The sequence below is a fragment of the Comamonas trifloxystrobinivorans genome, from assembly GCF_043359985.1.
Lineage (GTDB): Bacteria > Pseudomonadota > Gammaproteobacteria > Burkholderiales > Burkholderiaceae_C > Comamonas > Comamonas trifloxystrobinivorans.
This window is the reverse complement of the sequence record NZ_JBHZGV010000009.1, coordinates 116,200-131,875: the sequence shown is the minus strand read 5'-3', so window position 1 is coordinate 131,875 and position 15,676 is coordinate 116,200. Positions and strand designations below refer to the sequence as shown.

Sequence of the window (15,676 nt, the reverse complement as noted above, 5' to 3'; positions counted from 1 at the left end):
GCCCACTCCAAGCACGCATCGGGAGAAGCACATGCAACGCCGTCACTTTCTGCACGCCGCCGGGGCTTGCGCCGCTGCCAGCCTGTTGGGCCCGGCCTGGGCGCAAGCGCCGGACTGGCCCAGCAAGGCGCTGCGCATCGTGGTGCCCTTTCCGCCCGGCGGCACCACCGACATGGTCACGCGCCTGGTCGGCAACGAACTGGGCAAGCGCCTGGGGCAGCCCGTCATTGTCGACAACAAGCCCGGCGCCGGCACCGTGATCGGGGTCGACCACGTGGCCAAGCAAGCAGCCGATGGCTACACCCTGGTCTGCGTGGCCAACAGCTTTACCGCCAACGCCAGCCTGCTGCGCAAACTGCCTTACGACACCCGGCGAGACCTGCAGCCTGTCGCCCTGCTCGGCTTGTCCGAGCATGTGCTGGCCACGCACCCCGGCAGCGGCCTGCGCAGCCTGGCCGACCTGAAAAAAGCCGCGCTCGCCCAACCCGGCAAGCTCAGCTATGCCTCATTTGGCAACGGCACCTCGGCCCACCTGTCGGGCGCGCTGCTGTGCCAGATGATGGGCATCGACATGGTGCACGTGCCCTACAAAGGCCAAGGCCCGGCCATGACCGATCTGATCGGTGGCCAGGTCACGCTGATGTTCGGCAACTGGGCCGAATTCCATGGCCAGATCGACAACGGCAAGCTCGTTGCGCTGGGCATGGCCACGCGTGAACGTTCGCGCTTTGCCCCTGCCTGGCCTACTTTGGCCGAACAGGGCGTGGCGCTGGAATCCAACTCCTGGCAAGGTTTGCTCGCTCCGGCGGGCACGCCGCAAGCCATTGTCCAGCGTCTGAACACCGAGGCCAACCAGGCACTGGCCTCGCCCACGGTCACCCAAGCCTTCGCCCAAAGCGGCATTGTTGCGCAAGCCGGTACGGTGGCGCAGTTCAGCAGTTTTGTGCAAAGCGAGATGGCCAAGTACCAGGAAATCATTGAACGCGCGCAGATCACGGCCGGCTAACGCCGCAGCCATGCCGCACCCACCGTGGCGGTGCCCGTCACCACCACAGACTGACCGCATTGAAAGGACACTGACATGGGCAAACTAGCACTCGCCGCCAAGGTGACACATGTCCCCTCCATCTACCTGAGTGAGTTGGACGGCCCGCGCAAAGGCTCGCGCCAGGACGCCATCGACGGCTTGAAAGCCATCGGCCAGCGCTGCGCCGACCTGGGTGTCGACACCATCGTGGTGTTCGATACACACTGGCTCGTGAACGCCGGCTACCACATCAACTGTGCGCCGCACTTCCAGGGCTCGTACACCAGCAACGAGCTGCCGCACTTCATTCGCAATCTGGGCTTTGAGTTCCCCGGCAACCCGGCGCTCGGCAAGCTGCTGGCCAAGGCCGCCACCGAGTTTGGCGTAGACACGCTGGCGCACGACGAAACCACGCTCGACCCCGAGTACGGCACCTTGGTGCCCATGCGCTACATGAACGCCGACCAGCGCTTCAAAGTGGTGTCGGTATCGGCCATGTGCACGGTGCACTACCTCAACGACAGCGCCCGCCTGGGCTGGGCGATTCGCCGCGCCATCGAAGAGCAGTACGACGGCACCGTCGCCATTCTGGCCAGCGGCTCACTCTCGCACCGCTTTGCGCAAAACGGCCTGGCGCCGGATTTTGCCTTCAAGGTCTGGAGCCCCTTCCTGGAGCAGCTCGACCACGAGGTGATCCGCCTGTGGAAGGCCGGTGAATGGGAGACGTTCTGCGGCATGCTGCCCGAGTACGCGGCCAAAGGCCACGGTGAAGGCTTCATGCACGACACGGCCATGCTGCTGGGCGCGCTGGGCTGGTCTGATTACAACGGCAAAGCCGAGGTCGTCACGCCCTACTTCGGCGCCTCGGGCACCGGCCAGATCAATGTGGTGCTGCCCGTCACACCGCAAAACGGCCAAGCCATTCCAGAGGCCCAGGCCTCGTCCGGCATCATCACCCAAGGCCGCCTGTAACCCACCCTAGCGCACCACCATGCCCCATGTAGTCATTCTTTACACCGGCAACCTGGAGGCACAGACCGCGATGAGCGGCCTGTGCCGCAGCATTGCCGACGCCATGCTCGCCCAACGTGCCGAAGACGGCAGCCCCGTTTTCCCCGCTGGCGGTACCCGTGTCTACGCCTACCCGGCGCCGCACTATGCGGTGTCCGATGGCGGCGAAGCCGGCCGTGCCGCTGGCGGCGATGGCGACTATGCGTTTATCTACATCAACCTACGCATGGCTGGTGGCCGCTCCGCTACAGTGCAAAAAGCCGCTGGCGATGCGATCCTTGCCGCGGCCAAAGCGCACCTGGCGCCCTTGTTTGCCCAACCGCAACGCCACCTGGGCCTGACCGTCCAGGTGGACGAAGCGCCCGGCCAAGTCTACGACGCCAAGTACAGCACTTTGCACCCCTTGTTTTCCAAAAAATAAATAACACCAGCATGTTCTCAGACGCACTTTTGACCCAGTTGGCACAAGAGCTGGACCACAGCGAAAAATCGCGCCAACAGATCGAGCACTTCTCCAAGCGCTACCCCGGCATGGGCATCGACGATGGCTACCGGGTGGCGCGTGAATGGGTGCGCATGCAAATAGCGGCCGGCCGCAAGGTGATAGGTCACAAGATCGGCCTGACCTCGCGCGCCATGCAGCAGGCCAGCCAGATCGACGAGCCCGATTACGGCACCCTGCTCGACAACATGCTCTACACCTGCACGCCCGGCCAGGTGCTGGATATTCCCTTCCAGGCCTTTATCGCGCCGCGCGTCGAGGTAGAGCTGGCCTTTGTACTGAAAAGCCCGCTCAAGGGCCCAGGCCTGCCCGGTGGCAAACAGATCACGGTAGAAGACGTGCTGGCAGCCACCGACTACGTGACGCCGGCCATCGAAATCATCGACTCGCGCATCGAGCAGTTCGACCGCCACAACAAAACCATGCGCAAGGTGTACGACACCATCAGCGACAACGCGGCCAACGCCGGCATCGTCGTGGGCGCCAAGCAAATGGCAACGAGCGAGCTCGATCTGCCCTGGTGCGGCGCCATCCTGCGCCAGAACGGCAATGTCGAAGAAACCGGCCTGGCCGCTGGCGTACAAGGCCACCCCGCCATTGGCGTGGCCTGGCTCGCCAACAAACTGGCACCTTGGGGCGATTTTTTGAACACCGGCGAAATCGTGCTGGCCGGCTCTTTCACCCGCCCTGTCGCCGCCCGCCTAGGCGATGTGTTCCATGCCGACTATGGCGTGTTGGGCGACATGCAGTTCCGCTTCGTCTGAACACCATGCACTGCAAAGCCAGTTGCCTGCAGTGCGCCACATTCGGCAAGCACCAATAAACAGGAGCTGCGGGCTTTCGCCTCGCAGCTCCTGCGCTTTTGTGGGGCGCGCTTTCAGTGCGCCGCTGCTTCTTGCCTCCCGGCTCCCAGATAGGTGTCAATGATGCGTTGGTCGTGCAGCAGATCGCGGGCGTTGCCGGTCAGCGCTACGGCGCCCATTTCCAGCACATAGGCGCGGTCTGCCACCTTGAGGGCGGCGCGGGCATTCTGCTCTACCAGCAGCACGGAGACACCACGGTCGCGCAGCGAGGCAACCACCTGCAGCACCTCGCGCACAATCAACGGCGCCAAGCCCAGCGAGGGTTCGTCGAGCATCAGCAGGCGCGGCTTGGCCATCAGGGCGCGGCCAATGGCGAGCATTTGGCGCTCACCACCAGACAAGGTGGAAGCCAGCTGCACGCGGCGCTCTTGCAGGCGCGGGAAGATGTCGAACACCTCCTGCAGGCGGGCGCTTTGGTCACGCTCGCCCTTGCGCCAGAGCGAGAAGCCGCCCAGACGCAGGTTGTCCTCCACCGACATTTCGCCAAACAGCTCGCGCTTCTCCGGCACCAGGCCAATGCCTTGCGCCACCATCGCCTCGACCGTAGGGCGGGCAATCGTGGCGCCCGCCAGCACCACCTGGCCACGCGAAGGCAGCAAGCCCATGGCGGCCGAGAGCAAGGTGGTTTTGCCCGCGCCGTTGGGGCCGATCACGGTGACGATCTCGCCCTGGCGCACTTCCAGATCGACCTGGTGCACGGCTTCCACCGGCCCGTAAGAGACACTCAGCTGCTGCAGCTGCATCAGTACTGGCGCGTTCGTCATGCGGCCACCTCGTCATCGTCTGCGCCGCCCAGATAGGCATCGAGCACGCGCTGGTTGTTTTGGATCTCGCCGGGCGTGCCGGTGGCGATCACGGTGCCGAACTCCAGCACGGTAATGCGGTCGGCCAGGTTCATCACAAACTCCATGTCGTGCTCCACCACCAGAATGCCCAGGCCTTCGGCACGCAGCTGGCGCAGCAACTGCGCCAGCGCCTGCTTTTCCAGGTGGCGCAGGCCGGCGGCCGGCTCGTCCAGCAGCAGCGCGGTGGGCTGGCTGGCCAGCGCCCGGGCTATTTCCACGATGCGCTGCTGGCCCAGTGCCAAAGAGCCTGCAGGCACGTCGGCAAACTCGCCCAGGCCGCAGCGCTCGATCTGCTTGCGCGCCTCCAGCAGCAAGGCAGCTTCTTCGTGGCGGTCCATGCGCAGCATGGATGCCAGCCAGCCTTTGTGGGCCCGCAAGTGCGCGCCCAGAGCCACGTTTTCCAACACTGTACGCTGGCCGAGCAAGCGCACATGCTGGAAAGTGCGACCCATGCCCAGCGCAGCAAATTTGCGCGCCGGAGCATCGGCCATCACCTGGCCCATCAGCTGCACCGTGCCTTCGGTCGGTGAATCCACGCCCGAGATCATGTTGAAGAAGGTGCTCTTGCCCGCACCATTGGGGCCGATCAGCGCGTGCACTTCACCGGCCAGCAACGACATCGAGACATTGTTGTTGGCCACCAGGCCGCCAAAGCGCTTGGTCACCTTGTCGGCGCTCAGCAAGGGCGTACCGGCAGCCGGCACGGCCCGCTGGTCCAGCGGCTGCGGCGTGGCGCTGACTTGTTTGCTGGCCGGCTGCTTGATCCAGCGTGCCGTCAAGCGCTGCAGAGTGGGCCACAGGCCTTGGTCAAAGCGCTGCAGCACCAGCACCATCAGCAGGCCAAACACGATCACTTCAAAGTTGCCGCTGGTGCCCAACAGCGCGGGCAGAATGTCCTGCAGCTTTTCCTTCAACAGCGTGATCAGGGTGGCTCCCAGCACAGCGCCCCACAGATGGCCAGCACCGCCCACCACCGCCATGAACAGGTATTCGATACCAATGTTCAGATTGAAAGGCGCCGGGCTGACAAAGCGCTGCATGTGCGCATACAACCAGCCCGACAAGGTGGCCAGCAAGGCCGCCAGCACGAACAGTTTGACGCGGTGTTGTGCGGTGTTGATGCCCATCGACTCTGCCATCACCTGACCGCCCTTGAGCGAGCGGATGGCGCGGCCTTCGCGCGAATCGAGCAGGTTGCTCAGCAGCCACAGGGCCAGCAGCACCACCACCCAGATCAGCACGCCCATGACACGCGGCGACGCGAACGAGAAGCCCGCCACCACCAGCGGCGGGATGCCGGTGATACCGGTTTGGCCGCCCAGAAACTGCATGTTGCCGAACAGGTAGTACAGGCTCAGGCCCCAGGCAATCGTGCACAGCGGCAGGTAGTGGCCTTGCAGCTTGACGGTGACGGCCCCCAGCACCCATGCCACCACAAAGGTGGTCAACAAACCCAGCAGCAAGCCTACCCAGGGCAAGCCGGCAGCGCCCACGGCCGAGCCGAAGAACTGCGTGGCTTGCGGCGAGGTACAAACCCAGGCCGTGGCGTAGGCGCCAATGCCTACGAAGGCGGCCTGGCCGAACGAAGTCATGCCGCCCACACCGGTGAGCAATACCAGGCCGGCAGCCACCAGCGAGTACAGACCGATGTAGCTCAGGATGACAACGGTGAAATCGGGCAGAAAGCCCCAGGACAAGGCGGCCAGCACCACCAGCGCCGCCGTCAGCATGCGGGGCGACACCACGCCTTGGGTTGCAGCCACTGCGGGGCTGGTTTGGAGAACCGGCGTGCTCATTCTTCTTCCTCCACGTGGCGGCTGCTGCGCGAACGCCACCACAGCACCGGAATAATCATCGCGAACACCAGCACTTCTTTGTACGCGCTGGCCCAGAAGGTGGAGAACGATTCCAGCAAACCCACCAGCAAAGCACCGGCCAGCGCCAGCGGATAGCTGGCCAAGCCACCGATGATGGCTGCCACAAAGCCTTTGAGGCCGACCATGAAGCCGGTGTCGTAATACACCGTGGTCAGCGGCGCAATCAGCAGGCCCGAGATGGCGCCGATCAGCGCTGCCAGGGCAAAGCTCAGATCGCCCGCCATGGCGGTGGGAATGCCCATGAGGCGCGCACCCACGCGGTTGATGGCGGTGGCGCGCAAGGCCTTGCCGATCATGGTGCGCTCAAAGAACACGAACAGCGCCAGCACCAGCACCAGTGCCACGCCCAGCACCACCAGCGACTGGCCGGAAATGGCCATGCCCATCAGCTCGAAGCGTGCTTCCGAGAAAGGCGTGGTACGCGAGCCTTCGGCACCAAAGAACAACAGGCCCAGGCCCACCAGCACGCCGTGCAGGGCCACAGAAATAATCAGCAGCAGCAGCACCGGCTTGTCGGCCACCGGGCGGTAGGCCAGGCGGTACAGCAAGGGGCCCATCGGCATCACCAGCACCAGGGCGGTGAGCGACTGCAGCAACAACGAAGTGGGCTTGACGCCCAGCGCCAGCACCGCGGCCAGCAGCGGGAAACCCACGGTCCAGAGCAAGGTGGCCGACCAGTTGCCGGCCTGGCCTTTGCTGGCACGCCACAACTCCACGACCAGCGCCAAGGCGGCCATGGCGAGCAGCAGCCACAGCGTGGAAGGGGTCTTGCCAGTCTGCATCATGGCCATGGTCAGGGCGCCATAGGCCACAAACTCGCCTTGCGGAATAAAAATGATGCGGGTGACGGAAAACACCAGCACCAGCGCCACAGCCATGAGGCCGTAGATAGCGCCGTTGACGATGCCGTCCTGCCCCAGCAACAGGGCAATTTGCAAATCCATAATCAGCTTTCGGAAACGCTCAATCCGGTATCACACAGCGGCAGCCGCCCTGCCCGCCACCCCGCTTGAAAAAATCGCTCTGCAAAACGCGCTGCGTGTTTGCAAAGCGACGGGGGAGCCGGGGCTGGCCCGCCGCTTGCCAAAGGCAGGGCGGGCGCAGCGGCCGCCTGGGCATCAGGGCTGGTATTTCCAGGTGCCGTTTTCGATCTTCACCATGACCACGCCGTTGGCGATGCCCAGGTGATCGGTGGGCGTGTAGCTGAAGATGCCGTGCGCACCGGCCACACCCTTGGTTTGCTCCAGCGCATCGCGCAGCGCCACACGGAACTCGGCCGTGCCAGGCTGGGCCTTCTTGAGCGCCTCGGGGATGGCGGCTGCCATCACCTTGCCAGCATCCCAGGCGTGGGCGCCGAAGGTGGCTGCCGAGCCCTTGCCGTGCTTGGCCTCATAAGCCTGGACGTAAGCCACGCCCTCTTGCTTGACCGGGTTGCTGTCAGGCAACTGGTCCGCCACCAGCACCGGGCCGGCGGGCAGGAAGGTGCCTTCCACGTCTTTACCGCCTACGCGCAGGAAGTCGGCATTGGCCACGCCGTGGGTCTGGTAGTACTTGCCTTTGTAGCCGCGCTCTTTGAGGGTTTTCTCAGGCAGAGCTGCGGGCGTGCCTGAACCGGCCACCAGCACGGCATCGGGCTTGGCGGCCATGATCTTGAGCGCCTGGCCGGTGACCGAGGTATCGCTGCGCGAGAAGGCTTCGGTCGCCACCAGCTTCAGGCCCTTGGCTTCGCCGGCCTTCTTGAACTCTTGCAGCCAGCTTTCGCCGTAGGCATCGTTGAAGCCGATGTAGCCCACCGTCTTGACGCCGCTCTTGGCCATGTGGTCGGCAATGGCGCCTGCCATCAGGCCGTCGTTCTGGGGCGTCTTGAAGACCCATTTCTTCTTGTCGTCCATCGGCTCGATGATCTTGGCCGAGGCGGCCAGCGTGATCATCGGCGTCTTGCCTTCGGCCACCACGTCGATCATGGCCAGCGAGTTGGGTGTGATGCTGGAGCCGATGATGATGTCGGCCTTGCTTTCGCTGATGAGCTTGCGGGTGTTGGCCACCGCCGCCGTGGTGTCGGAGGCGTCGTCCAAAATGATGTAGTTGACCTTCTGGCCGCCGATGGTCTGCGGCATCAGCCCGATGGTGTTCTTTTCTGGAATACCCAGCGATGCGGCAGGGCCGGTGGCCGAAACCACCACGCCTACGTTAATATCGGCCCAGACCGAGCCCCAGGTGGCAGCCAGGGCAGCTGCAACCAAACCCAGTTTTGCAAAGCGCTTCATATTTGTCTCCTTGAAGGTGGCACTTACTCAAACAATTGGTACCTGTGTGGTGATGACGGGGTTAGCCCTGGGGTGTTTTTTCCGCCAGTTTCGGCTATGGCCATCTGCGCAATAATTTAACTTGTTAAATAATTTTTCGCCAGTCCTTTCGTCGCTCAAGCCCCTGGGGTTTGCACTGCCCCCAGGCCGCCCAAGAACAGATCGGCAACCACTGGCGCCATCGAGTCATAGCTCAAAACCCCATCGGGCTTGAGCCAGGTAAACATCCAGTTCATCATGCCGAACAGCAGCATGGTCAAGGCCTTGGTCAAACCATCGTGGTCCGCCTGGGGCCGCAGCTCTTGCACGGCCTGTGCCACGCTGTTGACCACCTGGCGCTCGCCGTTCAAGATGCGTTGCTGATCGGCTTCGTTCAAAAACCGCACATCCTCGGTCAGCACCCGGTGCTCGTTGACGGCGTGGGCATACTCCTGCACAAAGCGCTCAATCAGCGCCCGCAAACGCGGCTCGGCGGCCAGCGCCAGCTGGTCGACTTCGTCCACCAAGGCGATCAGGCGCGTGATGTGGGCCTCACAGATCTCCAGCAACAAAGCGTTCTTGTCCTTGAAATAGTGGTAGAGCGCCGGCTTGGACAGGCCGCAGGCCTGGGCCACCTCGTTCATCGAGGTGGCGGCATAGCCTGCTTTGGCAAACAGCTCGGCGGCCTGCGTCAAGATGTGCTCGCGCTGCTCTTCGTATCCGGGTGCTCGTCCTCGAGCCATGGTGTCTTTCCTTCAACAGTGTTGTTGGTTGGCATCATGCCTCAAAGCATTGCCCCTGCTGGTTCAGCGCTCGTCAAACGAAAGCACCACACGCTCGGTCAGCGGGTGCGCCTGGCAGGTCAGCACAAAGCCATGCTCTACCTCTTTTTTGTCGAGTGCAAAGTTGCGCTCCATACGCACCTCGCCTTCCACCAACTTGGCGCGGCAAGTACCGCAAACACCTGAGGTGCACGAATACGGCACCTCCAGCCCGGCGGCCGATGCGGCGTCCAGAATGCTGGGCTGGCCCTTGGTGAAGGGTACTTCGCGCGAGAGACCATCGCGGATGATGACGATGCGCGCCGTTTCCGCGTCGCCCGGCTTGGCCTCGTGCACCACGGCACCCACGGTGCCCGGCTGCAAGGCCACGCCAAAGCGCTCGATGTGGATACGGTCTTCGGGCACGCCAGCGGCCAGCAAAGCGGCTTCGGCCTCGTCGTTCATCTGGAACGGACCGCAGACGTAGACATGGTCAATCTGCGCCGCAGGCACCACCGTGCGCAAGAACTCGGCCAGCTTGTCGCGGTTCATCACGCCAGAGTTGATGGGCGCATCGGTGTGCTCGTCGGAGAACACGTGCTGCAGCACCAGGCGCGACATGTAGCGGTTCTTGAGGTCTTCCAGCTCTTCCTTGAACATGGTCGAGCGCAGCTGCCGGTTGCCGTAGATCAGCGTGAAGCGGCTGTGGGGCTCGCGCGCCAGCACCGTTTTCATGATCGACAGAATCGGCGTGATGCCGCTGCCGCCAGCCAAGCCCACATGGTGGCGGCGGGCCGTGGGCTCCAGCGGCACGAAGAAGCGGCCTTGCGGCGCCATCACCTTGACCGAATCGCCGGGCTTGAGGTGCTCGTTGATCCAGTTGGAGAACACACCGCCACGCACCTTGCGCACGCCAACGCGCAGCTCGCCATCATCGACGCCCGCGCAGATCGAGTACGAGCGGCGCAGATCCTGGCCGTCGATATCGGCGCGCAAGGTCAGGTACTGGCCCTGGGTGAAGCCAAAGACTTCGCGCAGCTCGGGCGGCACATCGAACGAGACCACCACCGCTTCTTGCGTATCGGGTTCGATCTTGCGCACGCGCAAGGGGTGAAATTGCACACTCATGGAAATTCCGTTTCTTCAAATTGGCTTGAAGTGCTCAAAAGGTTCGCGGCAGGCCAGGCAGCGGTACAAAGCCTTGCAGGCCGTGGCGCCGAAGGCCGACAGGCGCTCGGTCTGCTTGCTGCCGCAGCGCGGGCAGGCCGGGTGGTTGGCCGAGGGCGTAGACAGATCGCGGCCAAAAAAGCGGATCGGTACCGCACCATCGGCCGCTACCGGCCCGGGCGGCGCAATGCCGTACTCGCTGAGCTTGCGCTTGCCTGCTTCGCTGATCCAATCGGTGGTCCAGGCCGGTGCGCGGCGCAGCGTGACCCGCGCCGGGCCCAGGCCGGCCGCTTCGATGGCGGCGAGCACATCGCTCTCTATCACTTCGGTTGCTGGGCAGCCCGAATAGGTGGGTGTCAGCACGATCTCCAGCCCTTCGTCCGAGGCCAGCACATCGCGCACAATGCCCAGGTCGCACAGCGAAACCGCTGGCACTTCGGGATCGGGCACCTGGTGCAGCACCGCCCAGGCTGCCTGCAGCCGGGCTTCGAGCGTGGGGCAAGCGGTGGTCATCACCAGGCTCCCGCGGGAAAGCTGCGCTGCAGGTACTGCATGTCGGCCAGGATGTAACCCATGTGTTCGGTATGCACGCCTTGCTTGCCCGTGCTCTGGAACTTGCTGGCAGCCGGCTCGGCCAACTGCGCCTCGGCCAGAATGGCGCGCATGTCGGCCAGCCAGGCTTCCTGCAAATCAGACCAGCGTGGGCCCCAGCCGGCATCGGCGGCCGCGTGGTCGGCAGCGTCGGTGTCGAACAGCTCGGGCACATAGCGCCACAGCTGCTTCAAGGCTTTTTCCGTGCGGGCACGCGACTCGTCCGTGCCGTCGCCCAGGCGCACCACCCAATCGGCCGAATGCTGCTGGTGGTAGCGCACTTCCTTGAGCGCCTTGGCGGCAATGGCACGCAGTTCCTCGTGGCTGCTGTTGGCACTGACGCTCTCCCACAGCAGCTTGAGCCAGGTGGCCACCATGGCGTTGCGCAGCACGGCAAATGCGAAATCGCCGCGTGGCAGCTCGACCAGGCTCAGGTTGAAATAGTCGCGCTCGTTGCGCAAAAAGGCCAGCTGGTCTTCGTCGTAGTTATGGCCTTCGATCTGGCCGACCAGGCTGAGCACGGCGCGGGCCTGGCCGATCAGGTCCAGCGCAATGTTGGACATCGCAATATCTTCTTCCAACACCGGCGCATGGCCGCACCATTCACTGATGCGCTGCGCCAGGATCAGGCAGCTGTCGCCGATGCGCAGCAGATACTGCGTGGCGGGCGTGAGCTCAAGGCTGATGGATTCGGTGGACATGGCAGCTCCCGGGATCACATGTGATCCACTTCCTTGGGCAGGTGGAAAAAGGTGGGGTGGCGGTAGACCTTGTCTTCGGCCGGATCAAAGAACATGTCTTTGTCGCCGGGGTCGCTGGCCACGATCTGGCTCGATGGCACGACCCAGACGCTGGAGCCTTCCTGGCGGCGCGTGTACACATCGCGTGCCATCTGGATCGCCATCTTGGCGTCGCTGGCGTGCAGGCTGCCGCAGTGCTTGTGGTCGAGACCGGCCTTGCTGCGAACAAATACTTCCCACAATGGCCATTCGTTGGCGGTTTGCTGACTCATGCTGCCTCCTTGATTGCACGCGCTTGTTGTTTGCGGGCGTGGGCGAGCGCGGCATCGCGCACCCAGGCCCCGTCGTCCCAGGCCTGCACCCGGGCGCTCAGGCGCTCCTGGTTGCAGGGGCCGTCACCGGCGATCACGCGCCAGAACTCGTCCCAGTTGATCGGGCCGTGGTCGTAGGACTGGCGTTCTTCGTTCCATTTCAGATCTGGGTCGGGCAGCGTGATGCCCAGCACCCGCGCTTGCTCCACCGTGGCGTCGATGAACTTCTGGCGCAGCTCGTCGTTGCTCACGCGCTTGATGCCCCAGCGCATCGACTGCGCGCTGTTGGGCGACTGGTCATCGGGCGGGCCGAACATCATGATCGACGGCCACCACCAGCGGTTGACCGCGTCTTGCACCATGTCTTTTTGCGCCTGCGTGCCGCGCTGCATCATGGTCAGCAAGGCGTCGTAGCCCTGGCGCTGGTGAAAGCTCTCTTCGCGGCAGATGCGGATCATGGCGCGCGCATAAGGCGCGTACGAGCAGCGGCAGATGGGCACCTGGTTCATGATGGCCGCGCCATCCACCAGCCAGCCGATGGTGCCGATGTCGGCCCAGGTCAGCGTCGGGTAGTTGAAGATGGAGCTGTACTTGGCCTTGCCGGTGTGCAGTGCGTCGAGCATTTCGTCGCGCGAGCTGCCCAGCGTCTCGGCGGCCGCATACAAGTACAGGCCGTGGCCGCCCTCGTCTTGCACCTTGGCCAGCAAAATGGCTTTGCGCTTGAGCGTGGGCGCGCGCGTGATCCAGTTGCCCTCGGGCAGCATGCCGACAATCTCGGAGTGCGCGTGCTGGCTGATCTGGCGCAGCAAGGTCTTGCGGTAATGCTCGGGCATCCAGTCCTTGGCTTCGATGAAATCGCCGGCATCGATGCGCGCATCAAAGCGCTCCATCAAACGCGGGTCTTCCACCACCTGCGGCTTGCCTTTGCCGCCTTCCTGGGGTTCCTTGCCCATGGTGTCCATGGCTTGTGTGTACATGGCCAGTCCTCCTGAACTGATGGTTGCTTGCTTTAACGCGAGCGTTGGTCAATCACGCGCCGGGCCTTGCCCGTCTGCGTGCGCTCGATGGTGTTGGGGTCGAACACCTTGACCGTGGTGGAGATGCCCACCAGGGTTTTGACGCGGTGTTGCAACCACTTGGAAATCTCGCCGCGCTCGCTCTCGCCGACGCCGGCATTGGGCTGCAGCTCGCAATGCACCTCGACCTGGTCGAGCGGGCCGACGCGCGAGACATGCACCTGGTACAGACCCGAGAGCTTGGCGTGCGCCAGCACGATCTCTTCGATCTGCGTGGGGAAGACGTTGACGCCGCGGATGATCATCATGTCGTCGCTGCGGCCCACAATCTTGCCCATGCGACGGAACGAGCGCGCCGTAGGCGGCAGCAGGCGCGTCAGATCGCGCGTGCGGTAACGGATGATGGGCAAGCCCTGCTTGGTCAGCGAGGTGAAGACCAACTCGCCCTCTTCGCCATCGGGCAGCACTTCGCCGGTGTCGGGGTTGATGATCTCGGGGTAGAAATGGTCTTCCCAGATCACCGGGCCGTCCTTGGTTTCCACGCACTCGCTGGCCACGCCCGGCCCCATCACCTCGGACAGGCCGTAAATATCGACCGCGTCCATGCCAGCACGCTTTTCAATATCGCGGCGCATGGCTTCGGTCCAGGGCTCGGCACCGAAGATGCCGACGCGGATGGAGCTGGCAGCCGCATCCAGGCCCTGGCGCTGGAACTCTTCCACCAGCACCTGCATGTAGCTGGGCGTGACCATGATGATGTCGGGCTTGAAATCGGTGATCAGCTGCACCTGCTTTTCGGTCTGGCCGCCCGACATGGGCACCACCGTGCAACCCGCACGCTCGGCGCCATAATGCGCGCCCAGGCCGCCGGTGAACAAGCCGTAGCCGTAGGCCACATGCACCATATCGCCAGCGCGGCCACCGGCTGCGCGGATGGAGCGCGCCACCAGATCTGCCCAGTTGCTGATGTCTTGCTGCGTATAGCCCACGACCGTGGGCTTGCCCGTGGTGCCGCTCGACGCATGCACGCGCGAGATCTGCTCACGCGGCACAGCGAACATGCCAAACGGGTAGTTCTCGCGCAGGTCTTTCTTGGTGGTGAAGGGAAAGCGCGCAATATCCTGCAGCGATTTCAGGTCGCTGGGGTGCACGCCGGCGGCATCGAAGGCTTTGCGGTAGTGCGGCACATTGTCATAAGCGTGCTGCAGGCTCCAGCGCAGGCGCTGCAGTTGCAGGGCCTGAATTTCGTCGCGGCTGGCGGTTTCTATGGCTTCGAGCGGGCCGGCGGTGTGGTTACGGGCGTCCATGTTCTTTGTCTCCTGGTCTGGCTGGTCAGGCTTGCGGCACGGTCTGCTTGCCTTTGAGCGTGTACGAACGCCCGCGGAACAGCGCAATCAGCTGGCCTTGCGCGGTGCGCACGGTGACGTCGTAGACACCGGTGCGGCCAGCCTGGGTTTGCTCCAGCGCCTCGGCCACCAGCACATCGCCAGGGCGGCCGGGGGCCACAAAATCGACCGCCAGGCCCGAGGCCACCGTCATCTCGTTGCGGGTATTGCAGGCATAGGCAAAGGCGGTGTCAGCCAGCGTGGTGATAAAGCCGCCGTGGCAAATATCAAAGCCGTTGAGCATGTCGTCGCGCACGGGCATCTCGATCGTGGCGGCGCCCGGCGCAATGTGCGTAATGCGCATGGCCAGGCCTTGGGCCGCGCGGTCGCGGGCAAACATGCCGTCGCGCACGCGTTCTGCGGTTTGTTGTGCCGTGGAGCTGGGGTCTGTAGCTTGCATGTTGTCTCTTTGGAATAGGTGGTCTGCAAATTTCAGCGGTCGGTGAAAACCGGCGCGCGCTTGGCTTGGAAAGCCGCCACGCCTTCGAGGTAATCGTGCGCACTGCCCAGGCGCTTTTGCTCGCTGGCTTCCAGTGCCAGCGATGCAGCAAAGCCTTGCTCCTGCGCGGCATCGATGGCTTGGCGCGTAGCTACCAAGGCTTGCGTGGGCATGCTGGCCAGCTTGGCCGCCAAGGCCTGCACTTCGGCCAGAAAATTGGCATTGGGTGCGCAGCGCCAGATCAGGCCGATGCGCTCTGCCTCTGCCGCTGGCAACTTGTCGCCCAGCAAAGCCAGGCCCAGCGCGCGCTGGCGGCCCACCAAACGCGGCAGCAACCAGGTACCGCCGCTGTCTGGCAACAGACCGATCTTGGTGAAAGCCTGGATGAAGCTGGCCGATTCGGTGGCCACAACCAGATCGCAGCACAACGCAATATTGGCGCCCGCACCAGCGGCTACGCCGTTGACCGCCGCAATCACCGGCACCGGCATGGCACGCAATTGCTCGCACAGCGGCTGGTAATGGCGCGTGATCAGCACGCTCAAATCGGTAGGTGGCTCACCTGCGGGTGCTGGTGCTGCGCCTTCATCGGCCAAATCCTGGCCTGCACAAAAACCACGGCCAGCGCCCGTCAACACCACGCAGCGCGTTTGCGGGTTGGCCGCAGCCGCTTGCAGCGCGGCCCGCAGCTCGCGGTGCATGGTTTGCGTAAAGCTGTTGAGCGCCTGCGGGCGGTTCAAGGTCAGGGTGCAAACCGCATCCTGCTGGTGGACCAGCACGGTGGGCTCACTCGTGGGCTGTGCTTGTTCTGGCATCGCTTGTCATCCGGGGTTTTTCTCGTGGGACCGCTGCAATC

At 63.9% G+C, this 15,676-nt stretch carries 17 protein-coding genes; 4 read left to right on the top strand and 13 right to left on the bottom strand.

From position 1 onward, the window contains the following. Positions 1 to 31 precede the first annotated feature (31 nt). From ACFIQF_RS12415 to hpaH, 4 genes are all read left to right on the top strand, one after another. Complete coding sequence (locus tag ACFIQF_RS12415; protein ID WP_393943214.1) at positions 32 to 1,006, top strand: tripartite tricarboxylate transporter substrate binding protein; 975 nt, start codon at positions 32 to 34, stop codon at positions 1,004 to 1,006. Between the two features lie 75 nt (positions 1,007 to 1,081). Continuing rightward, positions 1,082 to 1,999, top strand: a complete 918-nt coding sequence (hpaD, locus tag ACFIQF_RS12410) for a 3,4-dihydroxyphenylacetate 2,3-dioxygenase (RefSeq protein ID WP_393943213.1) — start codon at positions 1,082 to 1,084, stop codon at positions 1,997 to 1,999. Between the two features lie 19 nt (positions 2,000 to 2,018). Then, positions 2,019 to 2,459 (top strand): 5-carboxymethyl-2-hydroxymuconate isomerase, encoded by a 441-nt coding sequence (locus ACFIQF_RS12405; RefSeq protein ID WP_393943211.1) that lies wholly within the window; start codon positions 2,019 to 2,021, stop codon positions 2,457 to 2,459. Positions 2,460 to 2,470: 11 nt separating this feature from the next. After that, positions 2,471 to 3,304 carry a 2-oxo-hept-4-ene-1,7-dioate hydratase gene (hpaH, locus tag ACFIQF_RS12400; protein WP_393943209.1) on the top strand — a complete coding sequence of 278 codons (834 nt, stop codon included), beginning with the start codon at positions 2,471 to 2,473 and terminating at the stop codon, positions 3,302 to 3,304. A 113-nt stretch (positions 3,305 to 3,417) separates the two neighbouring features. Here the strand turns inward: hpaH and ACFIQF_RS12395 are convergent, their stop codons facing one another. From ACFIQF_RS12395 to ACFIQF_RS12335, 13 genes are all read right to left on the bottom strand, one after another. Continuing rightward, positions 3,418 to 4,167, bottom strand: a complete 750-nt coding sequence (locus ACFIQF_RS12395; RefSeq protein ID WP_393943208.1) for an ABC transporter ATP-binding protein — start codon at positions 4,165 to 4,167, stop codon at positions 3,418 to 3,420. Continuing rightward, positions 4,164 to 6,044 (bottom strand): branched-chain amino acid ABC transporter ATP-binding protein/permease, encoded by a 1,881-nt coding sequence (locus ACFIQF_RS12390; RefSeq protein WP_393943207.1) that lies wholly within the window; start codon positions 6,042 to 6,044, stop codon positions 4,164 to 4,166. Before ACFIQF_RS12390 ends, ACFIQF_RS12395 begins: the two co-directional genes overlap by 4 nt. After that, positions 6,041 to 7,069: a branched-chain amino acid ABC transporter permease gene (locus ACFIQF_RS12385; protein ID WP_393943206.1), complete on the bottom strand. Its 1,029-nt coding sequence runs from the start codon at positions 7,067 to 7,069 to the stop codon at positions 6,041 to 6,043. The genes ACFIQF_RS12390 and ACFIQF_RS12385 overlap by 4 nt, the downstream gene beginning before the upstream one ends. A 174-nt stretch (positions 7,070 to 7,243) precedes the next feature. Further along, a complete protein-coding gene (locus tag ACFIQF_RS12380) occupies positions 7,244 to 8,392 on the bottom strand; it encodes an ABC transporter substrate-binding protein (protein ID WP_393943204.1) in 1,149 nt (382 codons plus the stop codon). A 155-nt stretch (positions 8,393 to 8,547) separates the two neighbouring features. Beyond that, positions 8,548 to 9,153 carry a TetR/AcrR family transcriptional regulator gene (locus ACFIQF_RS12375; RefSeq protein WP_393943203.1) on the bottom strand — a complete coding sequence of 202 codons (606 nt, stop codon included), beginning with the start codon at positions 9,151 to 9,153 and terminating at the stop codon, positions 8,548 to 8,550. Positions 9,154 to 9,216: 63 nt separating this feature from the next. Next, on the bottom strand, positions 9,217 to 10,299 hold the full coding sequence (gene paaE / locus ACFIQF_RS12370; protein ID WP_393943202.1) for a 1,2-phenylacetyl-CoA epoxidase subunit PaaE: 1,083 nt from the start codon (positions 10,297 to 10,299) through the stop codon (positions 9,217 to 9,219). 15 nt (positions 10,300 to 10,314) lie between these two features. Next, positions 10,315 to 10,851 carry a 1,2-phenylacetyl-CoA epoxidase subunit PaaD gene (gene paaD / locus ACFIQF_RS12365; RefSeq protein ID WP_393943200.1) on the bottom strand — a complete coding sequence of 179 codons (537 nt, stop codon included), beginning with the start codon at positions 10,849 to 10,851 and terminating at the stop codon, positions 10,315 to 10,317. Further along, positions 10,851 to 11,630, bottom strand: a complete 780-nt coding sequence (paaC, locus tag ACFIQF_RS12360; protein WP_393943199.1) for a 1,2-phenylacetyl-CoA epoxidase subunit PaaC — start codon at positions 11,628 to 11,630, stop codon at positions 10,851 to 10,853. The genes paaD and paaC overlap by 1 nt, the downstream gene beginning before the upstream one ends. 14 nt (positions 11,631 to 11,644) lie before the next feature. Then, a complete protein-coding gene (gene paaB, locus ACFIQF_RS12355) occupies positions 11,645 to 11,941 on the bottom strand; it encodes a 1,2-phenylacetyl-CoA epoxidase subunit PaaB (RefSeq protein WP_393943197.1) in 297 nt (98 codons plus the stop codon). Next, positions 11,938 to 12,957, bottom strand: a complete 1,020-nt coding sequence (paaA, locus tag ACFIQF_RS12350) for a 1,2-phenylacetyl-CoA epoxidase subunit PaaA (RefSeq protein ID WP_393943196.1) — start codon at positions 12,955 to 12,957, stop codon at positions 11,938 to 11,940. The genes paaB and paaA overlap by 4 nt, the downstream gene beginning before the upstream one ends. Before the next feature lie 32 nt (positions 12,958 to 12,989). Further along, entirely contained in the window at positions 12,990 to 14,303 is a 1,314-nt protein-coding gene (gene paaK / locus ACFIQF_RS12345; RefSeq protein ID WP_393943195.1) for a phenylacetate--CoA ligase PaaK, read from the bottom strand. A gap of 25 nt (positions 14,304 to 14,328) precedes the next feature. Further along, the gene (paaI, locus tag ACFIQF_RS12340; RefSeq protein WP_393943193.1) at positions 14,329 to 14,781 is read right to left on the bottom strand and encodes a hydroxyphenylacetyl-CoA thioesterase PaaI; all 453 of its coding nucleotides are present in this window, start codon (positions 14,779 to 14,781) and stop codon (positions 14,329 to 14,331) included. Positions 14,782 to 14,813: 32 nt separating this feature from the next. Then, positions 14,814 to 15,635 (bottom strand): enoyl-CoA hydratase-related protein, encoded by an 822-nt coding sequence (locus ACFIQF_RS12335; RefSeq protein WP_393943192.1) that lies wholly within the window; start codon positions 15,633 to 15,635, stop codon positions 14,814 to 14,816. Positions 15,636 to 15,676: the final 41 nt, after the last annotated feature.

Excerpts from the sequence above, each read along its gene's own strand:
- ACFIQF_RS12415 (WP_393943214.1), top strand. The coding sequence starts at position 32 with ATGCAACGCCGTCACTTTCTGCACGCCGCCGGGGCTTGCGCCGCTGCC.
- hpaD (WP_393943213.1), top strand. The coding sequence starts at position 1,082 with ATGGGCAAACTAGCACTCGCCGCCAAGGTGACACATGTCCCCTCCATC.
- ACFIQF_RS12405 (WP_393943211.1), top strand. The coding sequence starts at position 2,019 with ATGCCCCATGTAGTCATTCTTTACACCGGCAACCTGGAGGCACAGACC.
- hpaH (WP_393943209.1), top strand. The coding sequence starts at position 2,471 with ATGTTCTCAGACGCACTTTTGACCCAGTTGGCACAAGAGCTGGACCAC.
- ACFIQF_RS12395 (WP_393943208.1), bottom strand. The coding sequence starts at position 4,167 with ATGACGAACGCGCCAGTACTGATGCAGCTGCAGCAGCTGAGTGTCTCT.
- ACFIQF_RS12390 (WP_393943207.1), bottom strand. The coding sequence starts at position 6,044 with ATGAGCACGCCGGTTCTCCAAACCAGCCCCGCAGTGGCTGCAACCCAA.
- ACFIQF_RS12385 (WP_393943206.1), bottom strand. The coding sequence starts at position 7,069 with ATGGATTTGCAAATTGCCCTGTTGCTGGGGCAGGACGGCATCGTCAAC.
- ACFIQF_RS12380 (WP_393943204.1), bottom strand. The coding sequence starts at position 8,392 with ATGAAGCGCTTTGCAAAACTGGGTTTGGTTGCAGCTGCCCTGGCTGCC.
- ACFIQF_RS12375 (WP_393943203.1), bottom strand. The coding sequence starts at position 9,153 with ATGGCTCGAGGACGAGCACCCGGATACGAAGAGCAGCGCGAGCACATC.
- paaE (WP_393943202.1), bottom strand. The coding sequence starts at position 10,299 with ATGAGTGTGCAATTTCACCCCTTGCGCGTGCGCAAGATCGAACCCGAT.
- paaD (WP_393943200.1), bottom strand. The coding sequence starts at position 10,851 with ATGACCACCGCTTGCCCCACGCTCGAAGCCCGGCTGCAGGCAGCCTGG.
- paaC (WP_393943199.1), bottom strand. The coding sequence starts at position 11,630 with ATGTCCACCGAATCCATCAGCCTTGAGCTCACGCCCGCCACGCAGTAT.
- paaB (WP_393943197.1), bottom strand. The coding sequence starts at position 11,941 with ATGAGTCAGCAAACCGCCAACGAATGGCCATTGTGGGAAGTATTTGTT.
- paaA (WP_393943196.1), bottom strand. The coding sequence starts at position 12,957 with ATGTACACACAAGCCATGGACACCATGGGCAAGGAACCCCAGGAAGGC.
- paaK (WP_393943195.1), bottom strand. The coding sequence starts at position 14,303 with ATGGACGCCCGTAACCACACCGCCGGCCCGCTCGAAGCCATAGAAACC.
- paaI (WP_393943193.1), bottom strand. The coding sequence starts at position 14,781 with ATGCAAGCTACAGACCCCAGCTCCACGGCACAACAAACCGCAGAACGC.
- ACFIQF_RS12335 (WP_393943192.1), bottom strand. The coding sequence starts at position 15,635 with ATGCCAGAACAAGCACAGCCCACGAGTGAGCCCACCGTGCTGGTCCAC.